The organism is Burkholderia sp. KL41 (assembly GCF_057005415.2).
The window spans coordinates 1,327,207-1,343,393 of record NZ_CM174446.1 but is presented as its reverse complement, the minus strand read 5'-3'; the positions used below and the strand labels follow the sequence as shown (position 1 = coordinate 1,343,393).

Sequence of the window (16,187 nt, the reverse complement as noted above, 5' to 3'; positions counted from 1 at the left end):
GATGCGCTATTCGGTCGAAATCAGAAAGTTTTTCTACAGCCAGTACTTTTTCGGCGGCCTGCGGATCGCGGTCGGCGTTTCGCTGCCGGCCGTGCTGTGCCTGATCGTGTTTCACAACCGCGAGCTCGGCTTCACGATCTCGACCGGCGCGCTCGGCGCCTGCGTCGTCGACATGCCGGGCCCGCTCAAGTACAAGCACAACGAAATGCTCGCGTGCAGCGTGATCGGCTTTCTGGCCGCGCTCGCGACCGGCCTTGCCACACCGAACATCTTCGTGCTGTGGCTCACCATCGTGCCGCTCACCTTCGTGCTGTCGCTGATCGTCGTCTACGGCAACCGCTGGCCGCAGATCAGCTTCGCGACACTGTTCATGATGGTGATGACGCTCGAGGAGAAGTTCACGCCGCTGCAGGCGTTCATCAACGCCGGCTGGATTCTCGCGGGCGGCCTCTGGTACACGTACTGGGCCACGTTCGTGTCGCGATGGCAGGCGCGCCGGATCGAGCAGCAGGCGCTGGCCGAGAGCCTGTTCGCCTGCGCCGACTACCTGCTCGCGCGCGCGCAGTTCTACGACCTCGATGCCGATCTCGACGAGTGCTACCGCAATCTCGTCGCCAAGCAGATCACGGCGGTCGAAACCCAGGAAACCGCGCGCGACATCGTGCTGCGCAACCTGCCGAAACTGCGCCGCGGCAAGCTCGATCCCGGCCGCACGACGATGTACAACCTGTTCATCAACAGTGTCGACCTGCACGAGCTGTTCGTCGGCGCGCACACCGATTACCCGCTGGTGCGCAACACGTTCGGCGGCTCGGACCTGATCATCTTCTATCGCGACCTGATCCGCAAGGCGGCCGCCGATCTCGAGGAGATCGGCCTCGCGGTGCTCGAAAACCGCGCCCCGCATTCGCGGATCAGCGTGAAGGCCGAGCTGCGCGCGATCGAGTACGAGATCGAGCTGATGCGCAAGAAGAACTTCCCGGCCACCAACGCGGAGGCGTATGCGGCCGTGCTCGCCACGTTCCGGCGCATCTGGAGCGCGACGCGCCTGATCGACCGGATGCGCCGCAACCTGTCAGGCCACGCCGATCCGCAGCAAACCGAACTGAAGATCGACAAGGCGCTCACGCGCTTCCTGCAGCGCCGCCGGATGTCGCCACTCCTGATCTTCTCGAACCTGAACATGCGTTCCCCGAGCTTCCGCCACGCGCTGCGCGTGACGATCGCGGTGGCGGTCGGGTTCTGGCTCGGCCGGCTGCTGCCGCTCACGAACGCGTACTGGATCGTGATGACGACCATCATCATCCTGAAACCCGGCTACTCGCTCACCAAGCAGCGCAACGCACAGCGGATCATCGGCACGCTGATCGGCTGCGCGGCCAGCATCGCGCTGATCTACACGGTGAAGGAGCCGCACCTGCTGATCGCGATCATGTTCGGGTCGATGGTGATGAGCTACAGCCTGCTGCTGTTCAACTACGCGGCGAGCGTCGTGTTCACGTCGTCGTACGTGCTCCTGATGTTCCACCTGCTGGCGCCGGGCAGCATGCGGATCATCGGCGAGCGCGCAATCGACACCGTGGTCGGCTGCATGATCGCGATCGCCGCGAGCCGGCTGTTCCCGTACTGGGAATACCGGCTGATGGGCAAGCAGGTGGCCGACATGCTCACCGCGACCCGCAAGTATTTCGAGGCCGTGTGGCGGGCCGGGCGCGGCGTGTCGCCGCCGGCCGTGCCGGCCGCCGACGGCGCGGCCGTCGTGCCGGTCGTCGCCGCGGCCATCGAGGCGCCGGCCACGACCCTCGACGACGACTACCGCTACCGCCTCGCGCGCAAGGACGTACACATCGCGTTCGCGAATCTCGGGCAGGCGTTCCAGCGGATGATGATCGAGCCGAAGGCGCACCAGCGCTTCGTGCCGGAACTGAACGACCTGCTCGTGCAGACCCACGTGCTCGGCGCGCAGATCACGGCCGCCGCGCCGCTGATCCGCACGGCCTGCGCAGCCGACGGCAACATCCTTCACGACGACGCGCTGCACCGCGGCCTCGCCGCCGTGCTCGACAATCTCGAGAAGGCCGAGGCCGGCGAGCCGCCGCCCGCCGATCAGCTCGACGCGTCGAAGCAGATCACGCGCGACCTCGACGCGATGGTCGTGTCCGCGGAGAAATCCGATGCGGTGGGTGCCGAGCTCACGCACGACCTGAAGGTACTCGCACATCAGTGCAAGCAGATGCTCGCGTCGTCGCTGCTGATCCGCAAGGATGCGAGCGTGATCCGCCTGCCCGCCTGACCGCGGCTTTACCCCGCCGGTGGCCGGCCCGCGCATGCCGCGGATCGGCCACCGGCGCTCCCCGATTCAGCGACCCCGAAGCATGACCCGAGCGTTCCAGGCGGCCCGCGCCTTCCATGCGCGACCGCCCATCCCCTGTTGCGCCGGTCGCGCCAGTCAGGGAATACCCGATTCCGGTCACCCGGCCCGGCTTGTTATCATTCGTTCACATTCAAGTTGTCTATACAACTTGACGCAATCGGACCGGCCCCGCTCGCCCGGTCCGTCGCATAACGATATCGGAGACACGATGAAAAACTTGCAGCGCCACCTGAGCGCGCGGCACATCCGCTTTCTCGCGCTGGGTTCGGCGATCGGCACGGGCCTGTTCTACGGTTCGGCGTCCGCGATCCAGCTCGCGGGCCCGGCCGTGATCCTGGCGTACATCCTGGGCGGCGCGGCCGTCTACATGGTCATGCGCGCGCTCGGCGAGATGGCCGTGCGCGAACCCGTCGCCGGCTCGTTCGGCCACTATGCGACCGAGAACCTCGGCCCGTTTGCCGGCTTCGTCACCGGCTGGACCTACACGCTCGAAATGGTGATCGTCGCGATCGCCGACATCACCGCGTTCGGCATCTACATGGGCTTCTGGTTTCCGGACGTCCCGCAATGGATCTGGGTGCTCGGCGTCGTCGCGATCATCTGCGGGCTGAACCTGTGCCACGTGAAGGTGTTCGGCGAACTCGAGTTCTGGCTGTCGATCATCAAGGTCGGCGCGATCGTCGCGATGATCGGCGGCGGCGTGGCGATCCTGCTGACCGGCATGCACTTCGGCCATTCGGCCGACGTGCCGACGTTCGCGAACCTGTGGAACCATGGCGGCTTCCTCCCGAACGGCGTCGGCGGGCTGATCGCGTCGCTGTCGGTCGTGATCTTCGCGTACGGCGGGATCGAGGTGATCGGGATGAGCGCCGGCGAAGCCAAGGATCCGGAACGCGTGATTCCGCGCGCGATCAACGCGGTGCCCGCGCGCATCCTGCTGTTCTACGTGCTGACGATGGTCGTGCTGATGTCGATCAGCCCGTGGACGGGTGTCGGCAGCGACGGCAGCCCGTTCGTGCAGATCTTCTCCGCGCTCGGCGTGAAGCCGGCCGCGACGATCCTCAACCTGGTCGTGATCAGCGCGGCGATCTCCGCGATCAACAGCGACATCTTCGGCGCGGGCCGGATGATGTTCGGGATGGCGCGCCAGGGCCAGGCACCGCGCTTGCTGATGACGACGTCGCGGCACGGCGTGCCGTGGGTCACGGTGCTCGTGATGGCGGTCGCGCTGCTCGCCGGCGTGCTGCTCAACTACCTGATGCCGAAGGACGTGTTCCTGATGGTCGCGGCAATCGCGACGTTCGCGACCGTGTGGGTCTGGCTGATGATCCTGCTGTCGCAGGTCGCGATGCGCCGCCGGCTGTCGAGCGCCGAAGTCGCGGCGCTGAAGTTCAAGGTGCCGTTGTGGCCGGTCGCGCCGGCCCTGACGATCGCGTTCATGGGCTTCGTGATCGTGATGCTCGGCTGGTTCGAGGACACGCGTGTCGCGCTGTATGTCGGCGCGGCGTGGCTCGCGCTGCTCGCGGCCGTGTTCTACGCACGGATCCGCCCGAAATTCGCGCCTGCGTCACGTTGACGCACGGCTGACCTGCGTACGCGGCGCGCCGGTTCCGGCGCCCGCTTCGTTCCCGGCCCCGCGCGGCATCCGCCGCACCAGCAGCCGGGCACTCATCCCCTTCACATCGACGCCACGTGCGCTGCCCGCCGGGCCGCGCATCGGCGCGTCAGTGCGACGCGGCGCTCGCGGCCTCGGCCGGATGGGCTTCGTCGTACGCGTGCTTCTGCGAAATCGCGTTGTACAGGATCGTCCCGATCACGAGCAGCACGGCCACGACGATCAGGATGCTCACGTTGCGGACTGGGTTCTTCTTGCGCTGATCGTTCATGGTCGGGGCGACTCCGTCAAATTCATCGAAGCGGGCATTCTACGCGCTTGCGCCCGTCCCGCGACGCCCCGTTTCCGCTCCCTGTTTCCGCTCCCCTTTCCCGTCCTCCGCCTGCCCGTCGTTATCTTTCATTTGATAACGGTTCCCATTTCGATCTAGAATCCCGAGTCTTTCATTTTGTAATATTCCGGGTCGATCGAGCGGCAGGCGCGCCCCGGAACGCTCCCTTCGTCCACCTGCCCCTCCGGAGTCTTCATGTCGAATCCGCGCATCCGCCTGCTGCCGCTCGCCGGCGCCCTCGCCCTTGCCGCCGCTGCCTTCGCGCCGCCGGCCCACGCGGCCGAGGAAGTCAGCCTGTACACCACCCGCGAACCGAAGCTGATCCAGCCGCTCATCGAAGCGTTCACGAAGCAGAGCGGCGTCAAGGTCAATACGGTGTTCGTGAAGGACGGCCTGCTCGAGCGCGTGAAGGCGGAAGGCGCGCAGTCGCCGGCCGACGTGCTGATGACGGTCGACGTCGGCAACCTGCTCGATCTCGTCGACGGCGGGCTCACGCAGCCGGTGCGCTCGAAGACGCTCGACGACGCGATTCCCGCGAACCTGCGCGGCGCGAACGGCGACTGGTACGCGCTGTCGCTGCGCGATCGCGTGCTGTACGTCGAGAAGGACCTGAAGGTCGATGCGTTCCGCTACGAGGATCTCGCCGATCCGAAATGGAAGGGCAAGGTCTGCATCCGCTCGGGCCAGCATCCGTACAACACGGCGCTCGTCGCGGCGATGATCGCGCACGACGGCGAAGCCGCGACCGAAAAGTGGCTGCGCGGCGTGAAGGCGAACCTCGCGCGCAAGGCGACGGGCGGCGACCGCGACGTCGCACGCGACATCCTCGGCGGCATCTGCGACGTCGGCCTCGCGAATGCTTACTACGTCGGCCACATGAAGAATGCGGAGCCCGGCAGCGACGCACGCAAGTGGGGCGATGCGATCAAGGTCGTGCGGCCGACGTTCGCGAACGCGAAGAGCGGCGGCACGCACGTCAACATCAGCGGCGCGACGGTCGCGAAGCACGCGCCGCACAAGGCCAACGCGGTGAAGCTGCTCGAATACCTCGTGTCGCCGGAAGCGCAGGCGCTGTATGCGCAGGCGAACTACGAATACCCGGTGCGCGCGAACGTGAAACTCGATCCGGTGATCGCCGGCTTCGGCACGCTGAAGATCGACCCGCTGCCGCTGGCGGACATCGCGAAGCATCGCAAGCAGGCGAGCCAGCTCGTCGACAGGGTCGGTTTTGACAACTGACGCAACCACCGCCGGCGCGCGCCGCGTGGTGTGCCGGCCGCGCCTGCTGCCGCGCGCGGGCAGCGTGTGGCTGCTCGCGGCGCTGGCGATCGCCGCGGCGGTCGCGGCGCCGCTCGCGGTGCTCGTGGCCGCCGCGTTCGACGCCGATCTCGCGCACTGGCGACATCTCGCCGAATTCGTGCTGCCGCAGGCGCTCGTCAATACGCTGCTGCTGCTCGCGGGCGTCGGCACGATCGTGTCGATCGTCGGCACCGGCTGCGCGTGGCTCGTCACCGCATACGACTTTCCCGGCCGACGCGTGCTCACATGGGCACTGCTGCTGCCGCTTGCGGTGCCCACCTACATCGTCGCGTTCGCGTATCTCGACCTGCTGCACCCGATCGGCCCCGTTCAGGGCGCGATCCGCTGGCTGCTCGGCTTCGACAGCCCGCGCCAGTTCCGCCTGCCCGACCTGCGCTCGCTGCCCGGCGCGATCTTCGTACTCGGTTTCGTGCTGTATCCCTATGTTTACCTGAGCACGCGCGCGATGTTCGTCACGCAGTCCGCGAGCCTGCTCGAAGCCGCGCGCACGCTCGGCGCGGGACGCATCGCCACGTTCTGGCGCGTCGTCGTGCCACTCGCGCGGCCCGCGATCGCGGTCGGCGTGAGCCTCGCGCTGCTCGAAACGCTGAACGATATCGGCGCATCGGAATTCCTCGGCGTGCAGACGCTGACGGTATCCGTCTACACGACATGGATCACGCGGTCCGATCTTGCCGGCGCCGCACAGATCGCGCTCGCGATGCTCGCGATCGTCGTGGGCATGATCGTGCTCGAACGCTACGGGCGCCGCCGCCAGCGCTATGCGCATGGCCGGCGCATGCGGCCGATCGCGCCGCGCCGCCTGACGGGCACGGCCGCATGGGGCGCCGCCGTGCTCGGCTGGCTGCCCGTGCTGCTCGGCTTCGGCGCGCCGGCCGCGTATCTCGCGGTCGAGACGACCAAGCGGCTGCATCTCGTCGGCGGCGTGTCCGCGAAACTGATGACGGGGCTCGCGAACACACTGACGATCGCCACCGCCGCCACCGTCGCGACACTCGCGTGCGGGCTCGTCGTCGCATGGGCCGCTCGCGCGCAACGCGACAGCGCAGGCGCGGGCCCGGCCCGCGTGTGCGCGAGAATCGCGAGCCTCGGTTATGCGGTGCCCGGCATCGTGCTCGCGATCGGCCTGCTGATCCCGTTCGCGGCGGTCGACCGCCTGTTCGGCGCGGCACTCGGCCGAGACGGGCTGCTGCTGATGGGCTCGGCGGCCGCGCTCGTGATCGCCTACACGGTGCGTTTTCTCGCGATCCCGGCCGGCAGCATCGAGGCAGGCCTCGCGCGCATCCCGCCGTCGCTGGAACAGGCGGCGCGTTCGCTCGGCGAAACGGCCGGCGGTACGCTGCGCCGCGTGCACCTGCCGCTGCTGCGGCCCGCGCTCACCACGAGCGCGCTGCTGGTGTTCGTCGACGCCATGAAGGAACTGCCGGCGACGCTGCTGCTGCGTCCGCTGAACTTCGACACGCTCGCCACCTGGCTGTATGCGGAAGCGGCGCGCGGCACCTACGAGGAAGGCGCGGTCGCCGCCCTCGCGATCGTGCTGGCCGGGCTCGTGCCCGTGATCCTGCTCGCCCGCACCCGCCACAAGATCGGAGCCTGACACCGTGAACCTGCTCGAACTCGATGACCTCTGCCTCGCCTACGACACGCCGCACGGCCGCCGCACGGTGGTCGACGGCCTGAGCCTCGCGCTGCCGCGCGGCGACATCGGTTGCCTGCTCGGTGCGTCGGGCTGCGGCAAGACCACCGTGCTGCGCGCGATCGCCGGCTTCGAACCGGTGCGCATGGGGCGCATCGTGCTGGACGGCGCGCCCGTCGCGGCGCCGTCGCTCGACGTGCCGCCCGAGCGGCGCCGCATCGGCATGATGTTCCAGGATTACGCGCTGTTTCCGCACCTCAGCGCGGCCGACAACGTCGCGTTCGGGTTGCGGCGCATGCCGAAGACCGAACGGCGCATGCGTGTCGCGGAAATGCTCGATCTCGTCGGCCTCGCCGATTCCGGCAGCGCCTATCCGCACGAGTTGTCGGGCGGCCAGCAGCAACGCGTCGCACTCGCCCGTGCGCTCGCGCCGTCACCGGAACTGCTGCTGCTCGACGAGCCGTTCTCGAATCTCGACGTCGATACGCGCGAGCGGCTCGCGTTCGAGCTGCGCGACATCCTGAAACGCACGGGCCACACCGCGATCCTCGTCACGCACAACCAGGCGGAAGCGTTCGCGATCGCCGACCGGATCGGCGTGATGAAGGATGGCCAGCTCGCGCAATGGGATACGCCGTACGCACTGCATCACCATCCGGCCAGCCCGTTCGTCGCGGATTTCGTGCGTCGCGACGCACTGGCCGACGAGCGCGCACGCGCACTGGCGCGCGGCCGCTGAACCCGCGGGCGCGCTGCACGCCCGCGCCGTTTCATTGCCGCGCTACGCCGGCTCGGCAAGGTCGCGCACGGGCAGCGCGGTCGAATACTTGATCTGCTCCATCGCGAACGACGAACTGACGTCGAACAGCGGCACCGTACGAATCAGCTGCTTGTAGACGCGGTCGTAATCGTCGATGCCGGCCACCACGACGCGCAGCAGATAATCGGTCTCGCCGCTCATCCGGTACACCTCGACCACTTCCGGCATGTCGCGCACGGCCTGCGTGAACCGCTGCGCCCATTCCTCGGTGTGCTGGTTCGTCCGGATCGCGACGAACACGGTCGTGCCGACCCCAAGCTTGCGCGGATCGCACAGCGCAACCTGCGCGCGAATCGCGCCGGTTTCCTTGAGCCGCTGCACGCGCTTCCAGCACGGCGTCTGCGACAGGTTCACGCGCTGTGCCAGTTCCGCGATCGGCAGCGTGGCATCCGCCTGCAACAGCTCCAGCAGCTTGCGATCGATGGCGTCCATTTCTCCAGTCCCTCGTAGATAGAAATTTATTCTATTCATCCTGCACAACGGGGAACAATATGAAAACCGCCTCGCCGCGTCGACCGGTATAAATACCGATCCGGTACACGCGCGGGACGAGCGGGTCCGTCGGCACGCGGCCCGCTCCAGACGAAACAGGCGATCCCGCCCGTCAAGGTGGAATCGCCTGGCGTTCCTGCACGTTGCGTGCCGGCCCGACGCTCACGCGCCGGCCGGCGCGCCGCTCAATACGCGACCGTCGCGATCTCGCGCACGAAGCTGCCTTGCTCGAGCGCATCGACGAACGCGACCGCGTAGTCTTCCGTCGAGATCTTGCTGTTGCCCTGCGCATCCACGATCAGCTTGCCGACGCCCGTGCGGAACGTGCCCGTGCGCTCGCCCGGGGCGATCATCGCGGCCGGCGCGAAGAACGTCCAGTCGAGATCGTCGACCGTCTTCAGGTAGGCGAGCGCATCGCGGTGCGCGAGCGCCTGCGCCTTGTACGCTTCAGGAAAACCTTCGCTGTCGACCAGCTGCTTGCCCGGCGCGATTTCGAGCGAACCTGCGCCGCCCACCACCACGAGCCGCTTCAGGCCCGCCTGGCGTGTGCCGGCGACCAGCGCTTTCGCGGCCGCGACGACCTTCGTCGCATCGTCCTGCTTCGGGCCGTACGCGCTCGCGACGACGTCATGACCCGGCAGCGCGGCCGCGATGCTGGCCGCGTCGAACAGGTCGGCCGCCTTCGCGGTGATGCCGTCGCCGGCCGCGCCGGGATGGCGCGACAGCGCGGTCACGCGATGGCCGCGTCGCACGGCTTCCGCGGCAATGCGCGAGCCGATCGTGCCGGTGGCGCCGAACAGCGCGATATTCAGGGTACGTTGCGTCATGTCGATTCTCCAGTAAGCAAAATATGTAACAAAGTCAATTACAGATAAGACCGAAAAAAACGGGGCAAAGCCCCCGTTGCGCCGGTCGCCGCGCGTGCGCGCCGTCCGGCTTCCTGCCCTGCCGCCGGTTACCCGCCGGCGCGCGCCTCATGTTGCGTGCGCTGCTCCAGATCCAGCACGTCGGCCGTGACGTCGGCCAGCGTGCGCGTGGCAAGCGAGGCTTCCATCGCGCGCTGCGCGTCGCCGATGTAGTCGGTCAGCGCGCCCTGGATGTGCCGCCCGACGAGACACGCGGGATTCGGTGCCTCGCGGTGCAGCGCGAACAGTTGCGCATCGTCGACCGCACGATATACGTCGAGCAGCGTGATCGCGCCGGGCTCGCGCGCCAGCAGCGCACCGCCGCCCGCGCCCAGCTGCGACGTGGTCAGCCCGGCAGCCGCCAGCATCGACAGCAAGCGGCGGATCAGCGCCGGGTTCGTGTTCACGCTGCCCGCGATGATGTCGGACGACAGCGGCACGCCTTCCTGCATCGACAGCAAGGCAAGCACGTGGACGGCAAACGCGAACCGGCTGCTGGTATTCATTCCTCACTCACTTGACGACGCCGGCCCATCCTGCGGCCGGCGACATATGTAACTATCATAATTACATTTCGCGGATCATGCAAGCCCGCGTCACTCTCCGCTCGCGGGCTTGGCGCCCGACGCATTCTGCTGGCTCCACTGCTGCAGCTTCTTGCCGGCTTCGGCGATCTTCGCGCCGGCTTCGGAAGCCGCATGCGCGACGACCGCGGAAGCAGCCGCATCGATCTGCGCCTGCGCGGCGGAGGCGAGGCCGCTCGCGGACAGCGGCGGCACGGCCGACGCCGCGGACGCGATGCCGGCCTTCGCGGCGTTGATCTGCTGGTTGACGGTGCTCGCCACCTGGTCGAGCGCCTTGGCCGCATTGTTCGCGGCATCGGCGGCCGCGCTCGCGGCCGTATCGGGTTGCGTGACCGGCGCACCGGACTTCTCGCAGCCCGCGAGCAACAGCAGCGCACCGGCGGCCACGGCCGCCAGTACGGACCCGGGCACGCGACGCGCCCGCGATGTCTTCATCTTCATCAGCAATCTCCGGCCGCGCGTGGCGCGGCCTCGTGGTTGGACCGACGTCGATGATACCGCCTGTTGAACAGGGCCAATCACGCCCCGCCGTTAAAAATGGCTTTCAATTTCGGACTTGTCTGATTCAATCGCGCACGCGAGGACTCTAAAGTGGGCGAGCTTCAACCCGCTTCGGACGTGCCCCCTTTTTCTCATGGATTTCCTCGTCAACTGGCTCATCGCCCTGGCCGCGTTGCTCGCCGCCACGCTGTTCCTGTGTCTGCGCCCGCGGTCGGTGCACCGTCTGGCCGAATCCGGGCGCCCGCGCCGCGTCGCTGCCGCGCGCCTGCTCGCGCAGGCCGTGATCGGCTTCTGGACGGCCGCGCTGATCGTCGCGCAAGGCATCCTCGGCCCCGACGCCGACGGCCAGTCGCTCACAGGCTTCGCGGCGCTCGCGTTCGCCGCGCTCGGGCTGACAACCGTCGCCGCCTACTGGTCGGTGTGTGCGCTGCGGCTGCGGCGGCCGCCCCCGCTGTTCGCGCGCCACTGACGCGCCGGCTGGTGCGCCGCGCCGCACCATCGCGCACCACGCCGCACCAACCGGCTCGTCGCACGCACCAGTTCCGTACGCGCCGCACCACACACGTGCACCCGGCATCGCGCTCGGGCTGCGCCGGCTACGCCCTCTTCCCGTGCACGATTCATCGGAATGCCTCACCACGCGGCGCCCGGGCACCAACTCCATGCGGCGACTCACCAAGTTGGCTCGATATTTGCATTCCTTGCCCGTTTTTTGCGCAAGGAAGCCACGGCATGGATGGTCTGAAATCCGGCGTCGACTCACTGTTCCTGTTGATCGGCGCCGTCATGGTGCTCGCGATGCACGCGGGCTTTGCATTTCTCGAACTCGGCACGGTCCGCAAGAAGAACCAGGTCAACGCGCTCGTGAAGATCCTGGTCGACTTCTCGGTGTCGACGCTCGCGTATTTCTTCATCGGCTACACGATCGCGTACGGCGTCGAGTTCTTCGACGACATCGGCACGCTGTCGCAGCACAACGGCTACGCGCTCGTGCGCTTCTTCTTCCTGCTGACCTTCGCGGCGGCCATTCCCGCGATCGTGTCCGGCGGCATCGCCGAGCGCGCGAAGTTCAATCCGCAGCTCGTCGCGACGCTGATCATCGTCGGCTTCATCTATCCGTTCTTCGAAGGGATCGCGTGGAACGAACGCTTCGGCGTGCAGGCCTGGCTCGCGCACGCGTTCGGCGCGCCGTTCCACGATTTCGCGGGCTCCGTCGTCGTGCACGCGTTCGGCGGCTGGGTCGCGCTGCCGGCCGTACTGCTGCTCGGCGCGCGCCACGGCCGTTACGCGAAGGACGGCCGGATCGCCGCGCACCCGCCGTCGAACATCCCGTTCCTCGCGCTCGGTGCGTGGGTGCTCGCGGTCGGCTGGTTCGGCTTCAACGTGATGAGCGCGCAGACGCTCGACAAGATCAGCGGCCTCGTCGCCGTGAACTCGCTGATGGCGATGGTCGGCGGCACGCTCGCCGCGTGGATGGCCGGCCGCAACGACCCGGGCTTCACGTACAACGGGCCGCTCGCGGGCCTCGTCGCGGTATGCGCGGGCTCCGACGTGATGCACCCGATCGGCGCACTCGTCACGGGCGCGGCCGCCGGCGCACTGTTCGTCGCGATGTTCACCTGCGTGCAGAACAAGTGGCGCATCGACGACGTGCTCGGCGTGTGGCCGCTGCACGGCATGTGCGGCGCGCTTGGCGGCCTCGCGGCCGGCGTGTTCGGCCTGCCCGCGCTCGGCGGCCTCGGCGGCGTGTCGTTCATGTCGCAGCTCGTCGGCACGCTCGGCGGCATCGCGATCGCGACCGCGGGCGGCACGCTCGTGTACGGTGCGCTGAAGGCGACCGTCGGGCTGCGCCTCGACCGCGAAGCCGAGTTCGACGGCGCGGACCTGTCGATCCACCGCATCTCGGCGACGCCCGAACGCGATTGAGCCCCTGACGAACGCCCGGCCTGCCATTACGTTTTCAATTCAAAAAACTTTCATCGAGCGTCCTTACACTTCCGTCCAGTTTTCAATTTGCCTTCGCGACGCTTGCCGAGCGCCTGCTTCGCGAAGGCCATTCTTCCAACAACTGAAACTGGACTCCACATGCCCGCGTTGCCCAATGCTTCCCGTCGTCAGGCCCTGAAGATCCTCGCCGGCGCGCCGATGCTTCCCCTTTCCGGCCTCGCGCTGCCGGCCCTGCTGACGGGTTGCGGCGGCGACGACAATCCGGCGTCGACGCCGGCCCCGGTCGCCGCCGCGTACACGTCGGCGACGTTCTCGGCGATGGCCGCACCCACGCTCGACAACGCGGCCGCGATGGCCACGACGACGGTCGGCTCGACGCTGTCGGTGTCGTTCTCGGACGGTTCGGCGCGCAACTTCAAGCTGGCGTACCGGCCGTTCTTCGTGACGGGCGACATGGTGCCGGACGGCAAGGGCGGCACGACGCTCGCGGGCGGCTACTACGACATCAACAACCAGCCGATCATCGACCGCTCGGTTGCCGGCAAGGAGCGCCAGTTCTATTCCGACTGCCCGGACGGCAGCTCGCTGCTGACGCTGAAGAACGCGAACGTGCCCGGCGTGAAAGGCAACACGGTGTTCGCCGTCGTGCAGTTCGAATACACGACGCGCGACCAGGCGAGCGCATCGCAGTACGGCCAGCTGCCGTCGCCGATCGCGGTGCTGACGCTCGACCAGGATCCGGCCAACGGCGCGCTGAAGGTCGTCAAGTACCACAACGTCGACACGTCGAAGGCACACGGCCTGTGGATCACGTGCGGCGCGAGCCTGTCGCCGTGGGGCACGCACCTGTCGAGCGAGGAGTACGAGCCGGACGCGACCAAGGCCGCGACCGACGCGCAGTTCAAGGCGTTCAGCAAGAACACGTTCGGCGACGAGACGAAGGCGAACCCCTACCACTACGGCCACCTGCCCGAGATCACCGTGAATCCCGACGGCACGGGCACCGTGAAGAAGCACTATTGCCTCGGCCGCATCTCGCACGAGCTGATCCAGGTGATGCCGGACCAGCGCACCGTGATGATGGGGGACGACGCCACCAACGGCGGCCTGTTCATGTTCGTCGCCGACAAGGCCGCCGACCTGTCGGCCGGCACGCTGTACGTCGCGAAGTGGACGCAGACCTCGTCGGCCGGCGCCGGCACCGCGACGCTCACGTGGATCAGGATCGGCCACGCGACGAGCAGCGAGATCGAGGCGCTCGCGAACACGTTGAAGGCGTCGGACATCATGGACCTGGTGACCACCGACCCGAACGATGCGAGCTACACGAAGATCCACTTCGGCGGCAAGTTCAACTGGATGCGCGTGAAGCCGGGGATGGAAAAGGCGGCCGCGTTCCTCGAGACGCACCGCTACGCGGCACTGCTCGGCGGCAGCATGGGCTTCACGAAGCTCGAAGGCACGACCGTGAACGCGAAGGACAAGATCGTCTACACGGCGATGTCGCGGATCGAGACGTCGATGGTCAAGGGCAATGCGGCGTCGCGCGACGTCGCGGTCGACAAGAAGATCGCCGCGGGCGCCGTCTATGCGCTGAACCTGAAGGGCAGCCAGCGCGACACGACGGGCAGCGCGATCGACAGCGAATGGGTGCCGGTCGACATGGGCGCGCCGGCCGCGCTCGTCGGCGAGGATCTCGCCGCGGCCGACGGGCTCGGCAACCTCGCGAACCCGGACAAGATCGCGAACCCGGACAACCTGAAGTTCTCCGAAAAACTGCGCACGCTCTTCATCGGCGAAGACTCGGGCATGCACGTGAACAACTTCCTGTGGGCGTACAACGTCGACACGAAGTCGCTGGTGCGCGTGCTGTCGTGCCCGGCCGGCGCGGAATCGACGGGCCTGCACGCGGTCGACGAGATCAACGGCTGGACGTACATCATGAGCAACTTCCAGCACGCGGGCGACTGGGAATCGCCGCTGCACGACAAGGTCAAGCCGACGCTCGACCCGCTCGTGCGAGCGAACTTCAAGGACCGCTTCGGCGCGAGCGTCGGCTACCTGACGGCCGAGCAGACCAGCATCAAGCTCGCGAAGGCCTGACCGGGCCGCGCGAGGAGGCGCCACCCGCCGGCCGGGGGCGTCCCTGACCGGGCGTCCCTTTCTTCATCACCGATCATTCGTCGGCGCTCCACGCCGTTTGATGCGCGATGCCCAGTGCGGGCATCGCGCTTTTTTTTGCGCGTGCGAATCGCGTCAGGCGCATGCGCGAGCAGACGCCGCGCGGGTAAAAACGGGGGGGTTCGACGATCGGGGGATAATACGGGCCTGACACGTCCGGGCGGGCGAGCAGGAAAACGGGCAAAAAAAAGCGCCACGGAGACCGTGGCGCTAAAAAAGTTCTAGCCATTCCGAGGGCCGTGCTAGAACCTGAGAGACTGCGCGAAACATCGTTGCCGGTTAAACTCTTGAAACGATGTTTCGAAAACGTGAGACATTCTTTCCGTTTCCGCCCGACAAGTCAAGCGGTATTTGCACCGGTTCATGCACTTTCTGGCAACGCTCATTTGAGCGTTTTCCTAATAAACCAAGGGTGAACCCGTAAAATCTCATCCAATGACCGGTTCGCCTGCGGAACATGCATCCTTTGACAATAATCCTACAATACCAACAAAATTGAAATCGAGTTTCGGAAATAGAGAGAATCCCTCGTGTCGACCACTGTAACCCCTCCCGCGTCGCGGGACCGTGAATCCTCGCCCGACGAAATCACCGCCCTCGCCCGCGGACTCGCGGTGCTGCGTCGCATCGCGGCTGCCGACGCGCCCGTCAGCAACCGCGAGCTGACCGAACTGACCGGCATCCCGAAGCCGACCGTCTCGCGCATCACCGCGACGCTCGTCAGCGCCGGCTTCCTGTTCCAGTTGCCCGACAGCGAGCGCTTCGTGCTCACCGCGTCGGTGCTCGAACTGAGCCACGGCTTCCTGCGCAACTTCGACATCCGCGCGCGTTCGCGGCCGTTCATGATCGAGCTGGCCGAACGCACGTCCCTGTCCGTGCACCTCGCGGTGCGCGACCGGCTCGACATGGTCGCGATCGACGTGATCCGGCCGCGCTCGGCCGTGCTCGTCACACGTCTCGAGATCGGCTCGCGGATGGACATCGCGCGCACCGCGGTAGGCCGTGCGTATCTCGCCGCACTCGAGGACGACGAACGCCGCCTGCTGCTCGAGTCGCTGCGCACCACGGCCGGCGACGACTGGCCGCACGTGTCCGCGCGCCTGACCCCCGCGCTGGACGACGCAATGCGCGACGGTTGCGCGATCGCGATCGGCGAATGGCGCGAGGGCCTGAATGCGGTGGCGGCCGGTTTCGTCGGCCCGTCGGGCCAGCGCTATTCGGTGAATTGCGGCGGCGCGTCGCACCAGTGCCCGCCCGAATGGCTGCACGAACACGTGGTACCCGCGCTGCACGAATGCATCGCGAAAATCACCCGCGAGATCGGCGGCGCACCGGCCCGGCGGCACGCCGTGTAATCGATTCGTCATCGTCCAATTGCGTTCTGTAACGACCGTAACCCGTTGAAAGATAGTCCACTGGACTGTAACGGGGACGGGACGTAGGATCATGCCCATCGTCGCGCCGCCTTCGCGGTGCGCACC

Annotated in this window: 14 protein-coding genes; 9 read left to right on the top strand and 5 right to left on the bottom strand. The window is 67.3% G+C overall.

Annotated features, from left to right (window positions below; genetic code table 11):
* Position 1 precedes the first annotated feature (1 nt).
* Together PQB87_RS06400 and PQB87_RS06395 are read left to right on the top strand one after the other, a co-directional pair.
* Positions 2 to 2,293 (top strand): FUSC family protein, encoded by a 2,292-nt coding sequence (locus PQB87_RS06400; RefSeq protein WP_233343694.1) that lies wholly within the window; start codon positions 2 to 4, stop codon positions 2,291 to 2,293.
* A 289-nt stretch (positions 2,294 to 2,582) separates the two neighbouring features.
* Positions 2,583 to 3,950 (top strand): amino acid permease, encoded by a 1,368-nt coding sequence (locus PQB87_RS06395; protein ID WP_489242697.1) that lies wholly within the window; start codon positions 2,583 to 2,585, stop codon positions 3,948 to 3,950.
* A 148-nt stretch (positions 3,951 to 4,098) separates the two neighbouring features.
* On the opposite strand, the gene PQB87_RS06390 is transcribed toward PQB87_RS06395, so the two are convergent.
* The gene (locus PQB87_RS06390) at positions 4,099 to 4,260 is read right to left on the bottom strand and encodes a hypothetical protein (protein ID WP_006476417.1); all 162 of its coding nucleotides are present in this window, start codon (positions 4,258 to 4,260) and stop codon (positions 4,099 to 4,101) included.
* Between the two features lie 255 nt (positions 4,261 to 4,515).
* Between PQB87_RS06390 and PQB87_RS06385 the strand changes: the two genes are divergently transcribed.
* Genes PQB87_RS06385 through PQB87_RS06375 form a run of 3 tightly spaced genes read left to right on the top strand, consistent with a single transcriptional unit; the run spans position 4,516 to position 8,015 of the window.
* Positions 4,516 to 5,559 (top strand): Fe(3+) ABC transporter substrate-binding protein, encoded by a 1,044-nt coding sequence (locus tag PQB87_RS06385; RefSeq protein ID WP_489242696.1) that lies wholly within the window; start codon positions 4,516 to 4,518, stop codon positions 5,557 to 5,559.
* Positions 5,549 to 7,237, top strand: a complete 1,689-nt coding sequence (locus PQB87_RS06380) for an ABC transporter permease (RefSeq protein ID WP_489242695.1) — start codon at positions 5,549 to 5,551, stop codon at positions 7,235 to 7,237. The genes PQB87_RS06385 and PQB87_RS06380 overlap by 11 nt, the downstream gene beginning before the upstream one ends.
* Positions 7,238 to 7,241: 4 nt before the next feature.
* The gene (locus PQB87_RS06375) at positions 7,242 to 8,015 is read left to right on the top strand and encodes an ABC transporter ATP-binding protein (RefSeq protein ID WP_021159403.1); all 774 of its coding nucleotides are present in this window, start codon (positions 7,242 to 7,244) and stop codon (positions 8,013 to 8,015) included.
* 42 nt (positions 8,016 to 8,057) lie between these two features.
* On the opposite strand, the gene PQB87_RS06370 is transcribed toward PQB87_RS06375, so the two are convergent.
* The 4 genes from PQB87_RS06370 to PQB87_RS06355 form a co-directional block, all read right to left on the bottom strand.
* On the bottom strand, positions 8,058 to 8,528 hold the full coding sequence (locus PQB87_RS06370) for an Lrp/AsnC family transcriptional regulator (protein ID WP_006484401.1): 471 nt from the start codon (positions 8,526 to 8,528) through the stop codon (positions 8,058 to 8,060).
* A 245-nt stretch (positions 8,529 to 8,773) separates the two neighbouring features.
* Positions 8,774 to 9,415, bottom strand: a complete 642-nt coding sequence (locus PQB87_RS06365; RefSeq protein ID WP_059681890.1) for an NAD(P)-dependent oxidoreductase — start codon at positions 9,413 to 9,415, stop codon at positions 8,774 to 8,776.
* 128 nt (positions 9,416 to 9,543) lie between these two features.
* Complete coding sequence (locus PQB87_RS06360; RefSeq protein WP_027787952.1) at positions 9,544 to 9,999, bottom strand: Rrf2 family transcriptional regulator; 456 nt, start codon at positions 9,997 to 9,999, stop codon at positions 9,544 to 9,546.
* 90 nt (positions 10,000 to 10,089) lie between these two features.
* Positions 10,090 to 10,518 carry a BCAL1086 family glycoprotein gene (locus tag PQB87_RS06355; RefSeq protein WP_021159399.1) on the bottom strand — a complete coding sequence of 143 codons (429 nt, stop codon included), beginning with the start codon at positions 10,516 to 10,518 and terminating at the stop codon, positions 10,090 to 10,092.
* A 193-nt stretch (positions 10,519 to 10,711) separates the two neighbouring features.
* Here PQB87_RS06355 and PQB87_RS06350 point away from each other — a divergent pair, with 193 nt between their 5' ends.
* From PQB87_RS06350 to PQB87_RS06335, 4 genes are all read left to right on the top strand, one after another.
* On the top strand, positions 10,712 to 11,047 hold the full coding sequence (locus PQB87_RS06350) for a hypothetical protein (protein ID WP_059498062.1): 336 nt from the start codon (positions 10,712 to 10,714) through the stop codon (positions 11,045 to 11,047).
* Between the two features lie 263 nt (positions 11,048 to 11,310).
* Complete coding sequence (locus PQB87_RS06345) at positions 11,311 to 12,504, top strand: ammonium transporter (protein ID WP_059486636.1); 1,194 nt, start codon at positions 11,311 to 11,313, stop codon at positions 12,502 to 12,504.
* A 159-nt stretch (positions 12,505 to 12,663) separates the two neighbouring features.
* Positions 12,664 to 14,628: a PhoX family protein gene (locus tag PQB87_RS06340; RefSeq protein WP_059681883.1), complete on the top strand. Its 1,965-nt coding sequence runs from the start codon at positions 12,664 to 12,666 to the stop codon at positions 14,626 to 14,628.
* Positions 14,629 to 15,236: 608 nt separating this feature from the next.
* On the top strand, positions 15,237 to 16,061 hold the full coding sequence (locus PQB87_RS06335; protein WP_057056455.1) for an IclR family transcriptional regulator: 825 nt from the start codon (positions 15,237 to 15,239) through the stop codon (positions 16,059 to 16,061).
* The last annotated feature ends 126 nt before the right edge of the window (positions 16,062 to 16,187 follow it).

Bases quoted from the DNA above. Each gene is read 5' to 3' on its own strand.
- PQB87_RS06365 (WP_059681890.1), bottom strand. From the start codon at position 9,415: ATGACGCAACGTACCCTGAATATCGCGCTGTTCGGCGCCACCGGCACG.
- PQB87_RS06355 (WP_021159399.1), bottom strand. From the start codon at position 10,518: ATGAAGATGAAGACATCGCGGGCGCGTCGCGTGCCCGGGTCCGTACTG.
- PQB87_RS06340 (WP_059681883.1), top strand. From the start codon at position 12,664: ATGCCCGCGTTGCCCAATGCTTCCCGTCGTCAGGCCCTGAAGATCCTC.
- PQB87_RS06400 (WP_233343694.1), top strand. From the start codon at position 2: ATGCGCTATTCGGTCGAAATCAGAAAGTTTTTCTACAGCCAGTACTTT.
- PQB87_RS06390 (WP_006476417.1), bottom strand. From the start codon at position 4,260: ATGAACGATCAGCGCAAGAAGAACCCAGTCCGCAACGTGAGCATCCTG.
- PQB87_RS06385 (WP_489242696.1), top strand. From the start codon at position 4,516: ATGTCGAATCCGCGCATCCGCCTGCTGCCGCTCGCCGGCGCCCTCGCC.
- PQB87_RS06360 (WP_027787952.1), bottom strand. From the start codon at position 9,999: ATGAATACCAGCAGCCGGTTCGCGTTTGCCGTCCACGTGCTTGCCTTG.
- PQB87_RS06350 (WP_059498062.1), top strand. From the start codon at position 10,712: ATGGATTTCCTCGTCAACTGGCTCATCGCCCTGGCCGCGTTGCTCGCC.
- PQB87_RS06395 (WP_489242697.1), top strand. From the start codon at position 2,583: ATGAAAAACTTGCAGCGCCACCTGAGCGCGCGGCACATCCGCTTTCTC.
- PQB87_RS06345 (WP_059486636.1), top strand. From the start codon at position 11,311: ATGGATGGTCTGAAATCCGGCGTCGACTCACTGTTCCTGTTGATCGGC.
- PQB87_RS06370 (WP_006484401.1), bottom strand. From the start codon at position 8,528: ATGGACGCCATCGATCGCAAGCTGCTGGAGCTGTTGCAGGCGGATGCC.